An 11,913-nucleotide genomic window follows, 5' to 3' on the forward strand; every position below is an offset into this window, starting at 1 on the left:
GGGGAACCCGACGGGAGAGTGGGGGGAGGAGCGAAGAGGAGCGGAGCCGTGGAGAGCAACAGTAGGAAGTACACGATCGCCGTCCAGGGCCCGAAGTCCTCACGCCCCCTGGAATCTGGCACCGTGAGAGTGGAATGTCCGGACATGTCATCGTCCACACCATTGCGCCCGTACCCGACAGCCGGGGGCATCCTCATCCCCCGTTAAACGGAGACCCGCCGTCGACGCTCCCCGTGAGCGTGTATACAAATAATCCTCACCACGCTCAACACGCGAGTGTCACCCAGACGAGAGAACCAGCCACCCATCCGGAACCAGAAGATCGAGTATCTTACTCTTGTGTTGACCATGGCGAGGGGGCCGACCGTGACGACAGCTCAGCCGGGAAGTGGACCGACCGTACGTCGGATCCTGCTCGGCTCTCAGCTCCGTCGACTTCGCGAGGAGAAGGGCATCAGCCGGGAAACCGCCGGCTACCACATCCGCGCCTCAGAGTCGAAGATCAGCCGGATGGAGCTTGGCCGCGTCAGCTTCAAAGAACGCGACGTCGCCGACCTGCTGACCTTCTATCAGGTCACGGACGATGCAGAGCGCGCCCCATTGCTGGCCCTTGTCCGGGAGGCGAACGCCGCTGGCTGGTGGCAGAACTTCAACGACGTTCTCCCGTCCTGGTTCCAGCCGTACATCGGTCTGGAGGAGGCGGCCCAGCTCATCCGGACCTACGAGCTCCAGTTCATTCCGGGCCTGTTGCAGACCGAGGACTACGCCCGAGCAATCATCACGCAGGGTAGTGATCACCTACCGGCCGCCGTCGTCGAGCGCCGGGTTAACGTGCGGCTCAACCGGCAGAAGCTGCTGTACCGTAAGAACCCGCCACGGCTCTGGATAGTCATCGACGAGGCGGCGCTGCGTCGGCCGATCGGCGGGCCGAAGGTGATGCGGGCCCAGATCGAACACCTCATCACCGCGTCCGAGCTACCGAACCTCACTCTGCAGGTGATGCCGTTCTCCTTCGGCGGCCACGCGGCGGAGGGTGGGGCCTTCACGATCCTCCGCTTCCCCGAAATGGACCTGCCGGACGTGGTCTACCTGGAGCAGCTCACCGGTTCCACCTACCTCGACAAGCGCGAGGACGTTGACCGGTACATGGAGGTGTATAACCGGCTCAGTGTCGACAGCACGACCCCGGGTGACACTCCCGAACTGCTACGGCGCATCATCACCGAGCTCTGAACGCGGTTCGCTCCCAGCTCACCGACCGGCTGCTCCGCCGGCCCGCCGGCCTACTACTCGGCCGGCCTGCCGTTCTGCCGGCTCGCCGTTCTGCCGGCCTGCCGGCCCTACTGCTCCGCCATCCCGCCGATCGGCTCGACCCGCCTGGTCGGGTCCGTGACCGCGCTCGCCGGCCAGGTCAGCTCCAGGCTGAGACACCGATCGTCCAGCTCCACCGAGACCTCGATCCCGCCCGGGTCCTCTCCCCCGCAGCCGAGCTGCGGGGGCGGCAGGCCCTGCGGCCAGGGCAGCGAGACGAAAACACTGCCGCCGGCCGGCGTCCACAGGACCGTCATAATCGCCCGGCCGCCTGGGACGGCGGCGAGCACCTCCCGCACCTGATCGGCCACCATGGCCCGCACGGGAGCTGGCGCGAGCCGCAGATCGCCGGACAGCTGGATCTGGACGGTCATTCCCGCAGCCTCGGCGTCGGCGACGACCGCGTCGAGGTCCGCCAGCGCCGACGACGGACCACCCCCGGTGATCATGCGACGGACGGCGGCCGCCCGTATCGCGCACCTGCTCCGAACGGCGGCTTCCCGTGGGTCCAGCCAACCGCCCGCGACTCCGTCGAGTAACGGCAGCACCTCCCACCCCACGGTGTGCAACCACTGCGCCCGCTCCCACCTGATCATGGTGAACGCATCCACCTGGGCGGCGACCTCAGCCTCGGCGGCCAGGGCGCGGGCGGTCGTCTCCGCGGTGCCGCGCAGCAGGGGACCCAGCATCGCGGTCACAATCTGCACCCCGCACGCACCGTAGATCAGTACCCCCAGCCGCGCCAGCACCAGCGGTTCGGTGGTACCACGCAGGAACACCGCAACGATCATCATGGCGATCGCGACCAGCAGCGCACCCACCCATTCCCAGAGTGGCCGGGAGGCGGTGATGAACGCTAGGAGCAGGGGAAGCACGAGCAACGGCCAGTCCGCGATCCGGACGATGTCCGCGCCGACGGTGTTCGCTATGCCGGCGACGGCGACGGCGAGGGCCAGGAACAGCAGCACGGCCGCCTCGGGACCGCTGATCGGCCGACTCCGTCCGCGCCGGACGAAGGCGACGGTGAGCGCGGCCACCAGCAGCCACATCGCTCCCGCTCCAGCCATCGTCCGCACCCATCCACCCGTGCCGACCAACGGCACGAGCATGATGATCAGCCACAGCCCGGCGATCTGCCCGAGCGCCCGGCGCAGCCCGGCGGCATAGGCGTCGCGTAGCTCGGCGGCGATCGCGGCGACGTCCCGACGATCGCCGACCCGCCCGCCGACCCTTCCGGCCCCGCGATCACCCCGATCGCCGCGATCATCGCTCGGCTGTGGTCGCGTCACGTGCCCCGTCGTCGCGTCCGGGGCGTGCCACTGCAGTTCCACAACGGTGCCCTGCCCCGGGCGCGCGTCGATGCGGGCGGTCCCGGCGACGTCCACCAGCCGTCCGACGATGGACTCGCGCAGCCCGAGCCGGGCGGGGTCGACCCGCTGCGGGTCGAAGCCGCACCCGGCGTCGGACACCGTCACGATGAGCAGGCCCGGGCCACCGCCGAGGAGCAGCGAGGCACGCCGGGTGCCGGAGTGCCGTTCCACGTTGACCAGCGCCTCGCCGACCGCTCCGACGAAGGCCTCCACAACCACGGCCGGGGGCTCACCGGGAGGTTCCCCCGCGACGGCTGGGAGACGCCGGTCCTCGAGGCTGACCTGCAGCCCCCGTCGAGCGGCGTCGCGGACGGCCTCGGCCAACCGATCGCCGATCGGCGGACCGACCTCGTCGTCCCGGTCGAGCAGGCCGCGCACGGCGGTGAGGCTCTGCGCACATCGACGCCGGGTGAGTGCCACGTCCCGTCCCCCGCCCCAGGCGATGCCGGTCAGGGTGTTCAGCACCGTGTCGTGGATGACTCGCTCCCGTTCCCGGCGGTCGCGGGCGACGGCGAGGACCACCGCCTCGCTGCGGTGCCGGGCCACAACGTTCGCCCAGCGATGGTCGGCCGTACGGGCGATCCGGCGCAGTCGACCGATCGCCAGCCCGAGTAGACCGGGAATGATCAGCAGCATGGCGGTTTGAGAGAAGACCTGGGGGTTGTGGCCCCAGCCGCCTACGAGAGTGGCGCCGCACAGCGTCAGGAGCAGGACCGACGCGACGGCCGTCGGAAATGTCCAGACCGTCACGATCCCGGCGTTGATGGCGGTCAGGAAGACGAAGTTCCCGCTGTCCCCCACCGAAGCGGGCGGCAACCAGGACGAGGCCGTCAGGGCGAGGACCGTCGACATCGCGACCGTGCTGGTGGTCATCGATCGACGGATCCCGCGTCGCAGGCTGACGACGCAGAAGACGAGACCGCCGATGACCGTCAGCCCCGCGACGGCCATCGCCGCCGGCCTGTGGTCGTACCAGCGCCAGACCGCGACGTAGCACACCGTCAGCAGGACCGCGACCGCCCGCAGAGTAACGAGGACGCGCCCCATGACCTGTTCCAGCGCCTGGTAAGCCCGGCCCAGCTCGACGGAGGCTCGGCCCAGCTCGAGCGTGCCCTCCCCGAAGGCGGCCACCGTGCCCGCGGAGGCGGTAGCGGCGGTGCCCGTGGCGGCGGAGGATGCCGGCGCCGCGAGCGGGACCGGCTCCCGCACCCCGGACGGGACCGGCTCCCGCACCCCGGGCGAGGCCGCCTCCCGCCCGTCGGCAGTCACGCCCTGCTCGGCCCGGGGAGGTCGCCCGGACCAGGGTAGGGGCCGACTTCGCACCTCATCATCATGATGGCTCTGTCCCCTCAGCATCGAGGTTCCTGTCGACGACAAGCTTGCGACGGTATAGAGGCCGCGACGGCGTCGAGCAGCGACCCACCGCCGACCGGGCGGGCCGTTGGCAGGCTACCGGCGGCGCCTCGCCTTGGTCCGCAAAGGACCGGCTCGCCTCTCATCCGTCGGACCGCTCATCCGTCGAAAAGGTAACGGGACGGCCCGACCTCCCATTCGGGGGAGCTAGTCACGGTCCAGGGACCGCAGACCGTGCTCAGGTCCCCAAAATTCGCTGACCGAAGAGTCACCGCCACCGCCCGACGGGCCGGAGGAATGCAACGCCGCCGGGACAGCTGTGTCCTAGGCTTGACGACGTGTGGAAAGGCAGCTCTTGAATCCTCCCGCCACGCCGCCCAGGCCGCCCACGCCGCAGCCGCAGCCGTCACCACCGGCAGGCCCAGTAGCACCGGCAGGCCCAGTACCACCGGCGGAGCTGTCCGCGCGGCTGACCGGGTTGTCTCCTCGCGACGCCCATCGGCTAGGCCGACGGCTCGCCGAGAGCCGGCGCACCCGCGAGCCCGCCGCGCGCCAGCGGGCCCTACAGGCCATCGCCGCCGAGGTGGACCGGGCGGCGCTGCAGGTGGAGCGGCGCCGGGCCAGCGTCCCGACGCTCGACTACCCCGACATCCTTCCGGTCACCCAGCGCAAGGACGAGATCCTCGCCGCGATCCGGGATCACCAGGTGGTCGTCGTCGCCGGGGAGACCGGGTCCGGCAAGACCACCCAGCTACCGAAGATCTGCCTGGAGCTCGGCCGCGGGATCCGGGCGATGATCGGGCACACCCAGCCGCGCCGAATCGCCGCGCGTACCGTCGCCGACCGCATCGCGGAGGAACTGCGCACCCCGGCTCCCCAGGCGGGCGGCGTCGTCGGCTACCAGACCCGGTTCACCGACCAGGTGCACGAGAACACGCTGGTCAAGCTCATGACGGACGGCATCCTGCTGGCCGAGATCTCCTCCGATCGCCAGCTGCGCCGCTATGACACGCTCATCATCGACGAGGCGCACGAACGCAGCCTCAACATCGACTTTATCCTCGGCTACCTGCGGTCGTTGCTCCCCCGCCGGCCGGATCTCAAGATTGTCATCACCTCCGCGACGATCGAGACGGCCCGGTTCTCCGCCCACTTCGAGGACGCCCCGGTCATCGAGGTGTCCGGGCGCACCTATCCGGTCGAGGTCCGCTACCGCCCACTCGTCCCGGCGGCCGACGGACCGGCCAGCGGATCGGCCAGCGGCCCGGCCGACGGGCGGAGGACCGGCAGGGAGAACGGCGAGGTCGAGCGCGACCAGACCCAGGCCATCAGCGAGGCGGTCGACGAGCTGTGCGCGGAGGGCCCGGGCGACATCCTGGTGTTCCTCAGCGGCGAACGGGAGATCCGCGACACCGCTGAGGCACTCACCCGCGAGCAGCGGCCGAACACCGAGATCGTGCCGCTCTACGCCCGCCTGTCCGCCGGCGAGCAGCACCGGGTGTTCCAGCCGCACACCGGACGGCGGGTGATCCTGGCCACCAACGTCGCCGAGACCTCGCTGACCGTGCCGGGAATCCATTATGTGATCGATCCGGGCACCGCGCGGATCTCCCGCTACAGCCACCGCACCAAGGTGCAGCGGCTGCCCATCGAACCGATCTCACAGGCCTCCGCCAACCAGCGCAAGGGGCGCTGCGGGCGGACCGCCGACGGCATCTGCATCCGCCTCTACAGCGAGGAGGACTTCGCCGGCCGGCCGGAGTTCACCGATCCGGAGAGCCTGCGGACGAACCTGGCCTCGGTCATCCTGCGGATGGCCGACCTCGGCCTCGGCGGGATGGCCACGTTCGGGTTCCTCGATCCACCCGACCCCCGCCAGATCAGCGACGGCGAACTGCTCCTCGCCGAGTTGGGGGCATTCGACGCCACCGCGGCCGATCCCCGCCACCGGATCACTCCCCTCGGCCGGCGGCTGGCGCAGATCCCGGTGGATCCCCGGCTGGCCCGCATGGTGCTCGCCGCCGACGAGCAGGGCTGCCTGCGCGAGGTGCTCGTCATCGCCGCCGCGCTCGCGATCCAGGATCCCCGGGAGCGCCCGGTCGAGCACCAGCAGGCGGCCGATGCCCGCCACGCCCGGTTCGCGGACCCGACCTCGGACTTCCTGGCGTACCTGAACCTGTGGAACTACCTGCGCGACGCCCGCGGCGAGCTGTCGGCCAACCAGTTCCGGCGGATGTGCCGCACGGAGTTCCTCAACTACCTGCGCATCCGGGAATGGCAGGACGTGCACGGCCAGCTCGCCGCGGTGGCCCGCGGCCTGGGGCTCACCCCCCGGGATGACGGCTCCGGCGCGGCCGATCCACGAACCGATCCACGGGCCGTGCACCAGGCCCTGCTGACCGGGCTGCTGTCGCACATCGGTCGTTACGACCCGGAGCGCCGGGAGTACGCCGGCGCCCGCGGCGGCCGCTTCGCGCTCTGGCCGGGCTCCGCCCTGGCCCGGCGGTCGAACCGCGCCGAGCGCACCGGGCCGACAGCCACGTCGGCGGACCCGACAGCCGCGCTGGCGGACCCGGGGGACCCGGCGGGCGAGGACGCGCCGAAGCGGCCGTCCGGACCACCCGCCTGGGTGATGGCCGCCGAGCTGGTGGAGACCTCCCGGCTGTGGGGCCGCACCGCCGCGCGGATCGACCCGGACTGGATCGAGCCGCTCGCCGCCCACCTGGTGCATCGCACGTACAGCGAGCCGCGCTGGTCGCGCCGGCAGGGCGCGGTGCTCGCCGACGAGAAGGTGACCCTGTACGGGGTGACGATCGTCGCCTCCCGGCCGGTCCAGTACAGCCGGGTCGACCCGGCCCTGTGCCGGGAGCTGTTTCTCCGGCACGCGCTGGTCGAGGGTGACTGGCAGACCCGCCACGCCTTCTTCCACGCCAACCGGGAGCTGCTCGCCGACGTCGAGGAGCTGGAGCACCGGGCCCGGCGGCGCGACATCGTCGTCGACGACGAGACGCTGTTCCATTTCTACGACGAGCGCATCCCCGCGGATATCGTGTCCGCCCGGCACTTCGACGCCTGGTGGCGCAAGGCGCGCCGGACGACCCCGGACCTGCTCGACTTCCCGCGCTCAATGCTCGTCTCCGCGGGCGCCGAGGGAATCACCGAGGCCGACTACCCCGACGTCTGGCAGGCGGGCGACCTCGCGCTGCCGCTGAGCTACCAGTTCGAACCGGGCTCGGCGGCCGACGGGGTCACCGTGCACATCCCGCTGGCCGTGCTGAACCAGGTCGGCGCCGAGGGCTTCGAATGGCAGGTGCCGGGGCTGCGCGAGGAGCTCGTCACCGCCCTCATCCGGGCGCTGCCGAAGGCGGTGCGGCGCAGCTTCGTCCCGGCGTCGAACTACGCCAAGGCGGTCCTGGCGAACATCACGCCACGCCAGGTGCCCCTGCTCACCGCGGTGGAACACGAGCTGCGCCGGATGGGCGGGCCGGAGATCCCGCGCGACTCCTGGTCGCTGACGGGTGTGCCGGATTACCTGCGGTTCACCTTCCGGGTGGAGGACGCCGGCGGGCGGGTGCTGGCCGAGGGCAAGGACCTCGACGCCATCAAGGAGCGGCTGCGCCCGAGGACCCGGGAGGCCGTCGCCGCCGCGGCGGACGGCCTCGAGCGGGCCGGCCTGCGGGCGTGGGGGGACCTCGGCACCCTGCCGAAGGTCGTCGAGCTGCGCCGCGGCGGCAACGCGGCGGGCGGCAACGCGGCGGGCGGCCACGTGGTGAAGGCGTTCCCGGCGCTGGTTGACGAGGGCGGTTCGGTCGCGGTGCGGGCCGCCGGCACCGAGGCCGAACAGCGCCAGCTGATGTGGGCCGGCACCCGGCGCCTGGTGCTGCTGGGCGTCCCCTCCCCGGTGCGCGGCCTCAACGCCCGGCTGTCGAACGCCGCGAAGCTGGCCCTGAGCCACAACCCGCACCGCGACGCCGCCGACCTGCTGGACGACTGCGTGCGGGCCGCCGCCGACCGGTTGATCGCCGCGGCCGGCGGGCCCGCCTGGGACGAGGCGGGCTTCACCGCGCTGCTCGCCGCGGTACGCGCGGGGCTGCCCGAGGCCGCCTTCGAGGTGGTCCGCGAGGTTCAGCAGGTGCTCGGCCTCGCCCACGCGGTCGATCTGGCGCTGCGCGAGCTGCGTGCCCCGGCGGTGGCGGCGTCGGTGGCCGACGCGCGCGACCAGCTCACCTCGTTGATCTACCGGGGATTCGCCACCGACACCGGGGCCGACCGGCTGGCGGACCTCGTCCGCTACCTGACCGCGCTGGAACGGCGGCTGGAGCGGCTGCCCCGCGATCCCGGGCGGGACAGGCTCAATACCGCGACCGTCGGGCGCGTCCAGGACGCCTATCGGGAGCTGCTCGCCACCGTCCCCGCCGGCCGGGAGCCGGCGCCCGAGATCCGGCGCCTCCGCTGGATGATCGAGGAGCTGCGGGTGAGCCTGTTCGCGCAGAGCCTGCGCACCCCGTACCCGGTTTCCGAGGAACGCGTCTACCGAGCGATCGACGCCATCCTCGGTTAATCCGTTTCGGTGACTATGCCATGCTGGGACGGTGACCGGCGGGGGCGATGGGCACGGCGCTCCCGACTGTTTCGTGTCGTACGCGGACGACGGGCGGGCCTGGGCCGAATGGATCGCCGGGACGTTGGAGGATGCCGGCTACCAGGTCCTGCTTGAGTCCTGGGCGCCGGCGGGGACGCACCGAGTGGGGTGGCTGGACCGGGCGGTGAGCCAGGCCCGGCACACGGTCGCGGTGGTCTCCGACGGCTACCTGCGCTCCTCGCCCGCGGTCGCCGAATGGGCGGCGGCGTGGTCGGCCGACCCGACCGGAGGCGAACGCCGGCTGCTGGTGACCAGGGTGGCGGACCGGCCGCTGCCCGGTCTGCTCGGCCAGCTCGTCCCGGTCGACCGCAGCGAGATCGCCGTCCGGGCCAGCCTGCTCGCGGCCCTGCGTGGCGACCGGCCACAGCCGGAACAGCCGCCGGGCTTCCCCGGCCGGCGGGGGATCTTCCCGCCGGAGTTGCCGGCGGTGTGGAACGTGCCGGACCAGCCCGCCCGGTTCGTCGGCCGGACGGCCGCGCTCGCCCGGCTCGACGAGGCGCTGTCCCGCTCGCCGCTGGTCACCGTGACGGGAATCGCGGGGATCGGGAAGACCAGCCTGGTCACCGAGTACGCCCGCCAGCACCGGGCGGATCTCGACGCCGTGTGGTGGGTGCCGGCGGAACGCCCCGAGCTGATCGGCGAGCGGGTGCGCGAGCTCGCCCCGGCGGTGGGCCTACCCGGCCACGCGGAACCGGCCGCCGTGATCGCGAACCTCGGCCGGGCCGACGGCCGCTGGCTGATCGTGCTCGACGACGCTGCCGACGCCGACACGCTGCCGGCCTGGCTGCGGCCCGCCGAACCCGGCCGGCTGCTGCTGACCTCCCGCAACCCCGGCTGGGACCATCTCGGCCCGGTCGTGCCGGGTCGGACCGATGGACCGGGCCGAGTCCGTCACCCTGCTCGCCGGCCGGCTGCCCGCCGTCGAACGGACGGTCGCCGACCGGATCGCCGAGCGGCTCGGGGACCACCCGCTCGCCCTCGACCAGGCCGCCCACCGCATCAGCACCGGCCGCACTCCCGCCGAGACCTATCTTCAGGTGTTAATTGACCGGCCGGAGGTCCTCCTGGCGCAGGGGGAGGTGAGCGGACGGCCCGGGGCCACCGCCGCCACCCTCTGGGACGAGCCGATCCGCCGGCTCGACGCCGAGGCACCGGCCGCCGGCCACCTGCTGCGGATCGTCGCGCACGGCGACAACGAACCGATCCCAATCCGGCTGTTCACCGCCGAGCCGAACGCAATCCCCGACTCCGGACTCCGGGCTACGGGCGGCGGCCGGCGACCCGCTCGCCCTCGCCGACACCGTCGGCGCCCTGGAGCGGTACGGCCTGGCCCACCGCGACGCGGACACCGTGACGATGCACCGGCTGGTGCGGGCCGCCGTGCACACCCACACCAGCCCCGACCAGGCCGACGAGATCGTCGCGACCATGACCCGGATGCTGCGCGCGGCCCTGCCCGACGCCGTCACCGCCAACCCGGAAGCCTGGCCCGCCTGGCGGGAGCTACTCCCGCACACGCTCGCCGTGCTCGACGCCACCGACACCGACGTCGACGCCACCGACCCCACCGATGCCGACCGTCTGGAGGCCGACAGTCCGGAGGCCGCCTGGCTGGCGGAACGCTCGGCGGCCTACCTGCTCGGGCAGGGCCGGGCCGACCAGGCCCTCCCCCTCGCGGCCCGCGCCCTGGCCGCCCGCGAGCGGCTCGACGGCCCAGCGCACGTCGACACCCTGGCTTGCCGGGAGACCCTCGCACAGGTGACCCTCGCCGCCGGCCGGATCGACGACGCCGGCCGCCTAGCCGAGCGCACCGTCGCCGACCGCGAACGCGTCCTCGGCCCCGCGCACCCCGCCACCCTGGTCAGCCGGGACACCCTCGCCTGGGCGTTCCAGAAGGCCGGCCAGGTCGACCACGCGGTCAACCTGTTCCAGCGCACCCTCGCCGAGCGAGAACGCATCCTCGGCCCCGAGCACCCCGACACCCTGGAAGGCCGGCACAGCCTCGGCCGCGCCTACGACGCCGCCGGCCGCGGCGACGAGGTGGCCCGACTGCTGCGGGACACCCTCGCCGACCGGCGGCGGATCCTCGGCCCGGAGCACCCCGCCACCCTCGACACCCGCCACAGCCTCGCCGTCGCCTACCGCCGGATCGGGGCGGTAGGCGACGCCGTGCCGCTGTTCGAACAGACCCTCGCCGCCCGCGGACGGGTCCTCGGCCCCGAGCATCCCGCCACCCTCGGCAGCCGCCACCAACTCGCCGTCACCCACCACCAGGCCGGACGGCTCGACGACGCCACGCGCGAGTTCGGCCGCGCGCTGACCGGCCGCGAGCGCACCCTCGGCCCCGACCACCCCGACACCCTCGAAACGGTCGACGGACTCGCCCGCGCCCACCTGCGGGCCGGACGACTCGATGACGCCGCACGCGAGTTCGGCCGCGCGCTGACCGGCCGGGAACGCACCCTCGGCCCCGACCACCCCGAGACCACCGAGACCCGCGAGAACCTCGCCACCGCCCACCTCAGGCTGGGCCGACCCGGCGACGCCGTCCCCCACCTCGAACGCGCCCTCGACCGCCACGAGCACGTCCTCGGCCCCGCGCACCCCCACACCGTCGAGACCCGGGACACCCTCGCGACGAGCTACCGGCGCACCGGGCAGCTCGAGGCGGCCGTGCCGCTGCTCGAACGACTGCTCGCTGACCGGAGCCGGGCACACGGCGTCGGCGACGCACGCACTCTACGCACCGCCGACGAGCTCACCGAGGTCTACCGGACCACCGGCCGGCTTCCGCAGGCCGTCGACCTGAACGAACGTGTTCTCGCCGTCCGTGAGCAGCTCCTCGGACCCGGCCACCCCGACACCCGCGCCACCCGGGGCGCCCTCGCCGACACCTACCGCCGGGCCGGCCGGCCCGCCGACGCCGTCCCCCTCTACCGCGCCGCGCTCACCGACGCGCTACGCGAGCACGGCCCGTTCCATCCGGACAGCACCCGGGCCCGTCGCACCCTCGCCGACACTGTCGACCAGGCCCGCCACGACCGGCTGCCCCTTCCCGAACGGCCGATCCCGGCCGAGCCGAGGTTCCGCCACCGCGACCCCTAACCGACCTCAGCCCGCCGGTCACCGCGGGTCGGCCGACCCGTCGGACGCGGCCGGCTCGTCGGGCTCGACGGGCGGAAACCGATCAAGCAGCTCCAGCTTGCGGAGCAGCGCCTCGTCCGCCGCCCCCCGCGC

At 72.9% G+C, this 11,913-nt stretch carries 5 protein-coding genes; 4 read left to right on the top strand and 1 reads right to left on the bottom strand.

The window, feature by feature from the left end; all coding sequences use genetic code 11:
* Positions 1 to 366 precede the first annotated feature (366 nt).
* The gene (locus tag ACY5KJ_RS11790; protein WP_462187086.1) at positions 367 to 1,233 is read left to right on the top strand and encodes a helix-turn-helix domain-containing protein; all 867 of its coding nucleotides are present in this window, start codon (positions 367 to 369) and stop codon (positions 1,231 to 1,233) included.
* A gap of 107 nt (positions 1,234 to 1,340) precedes the next feature.
* Here the strand turns inward: ACY5KJ_RS11790 and ACY5KJ_RS11795 are convergent, their stop codons facing one another.
* A complete protein-coding gene (locus ACY5KJ_RS11795) occupies positions 1,341 to 3,950 on the bottom strand; it encodes a sensor histidine kinase (RefSeq protein ID WP_462203361.1) in 2,610 nt (869 codons plus the stop codon).
* 562 nt (positions 3,951 to 4,512) lie between these two features.
* Between ACY5KJ_RS11795 and hrpA the strand changes: the two genes are divergently transcribed.
* From hrpA to ACY5KJ_RS11810, 3 genes are all read left to right on the top strand, one after another.
* On the top strand, positions 4,513 to 8,595 hold the full coding sequence (gene hrpA, locus ACY5KJ_RS11800) for an ATP-dependent RNA helicase HrpA (RefSeq protein ID WP_462203362.1): 4,083 nt from the start codon (positions 4,513 to 4,515) through the stop codon (positions 8,593 to 8,595).
* Between the two features lie 31 nt (positions 8,596 to 8,626).
* Positions 8,627 to 9,724: a toll/interleukin-1 receptor domain-containing protein gene (locus tag ACY5KJ_RS11805; RefSeq protein WP_462187089.1), complete on the top strand. Its 1,098-nt coding sequence runs from the start codon at positions 8,627 to 8,629 to the stop codon at positions 9,722 to 9,724.
* A gap of 308 nt (positions 9,725 to 10,032) precedes the next feature.
* Positions 10,033 to 11,781 (top strand): tetratricopeptide repeat protein, encoded by a 1,749-nt coding sequence (locus tag ACY5KJ_RS11810; protein ID WP_462203363.1) that lies wholly within the window; start codon positions 10,033 to 10,035, stop codon positions 11,779 to 11,781.
* Positions 11,782 to 11,913: the final 132 nt, after the last annotated feature.

This window comes from Frankia sp. CcWB3 (assembly GCF_977927595.1).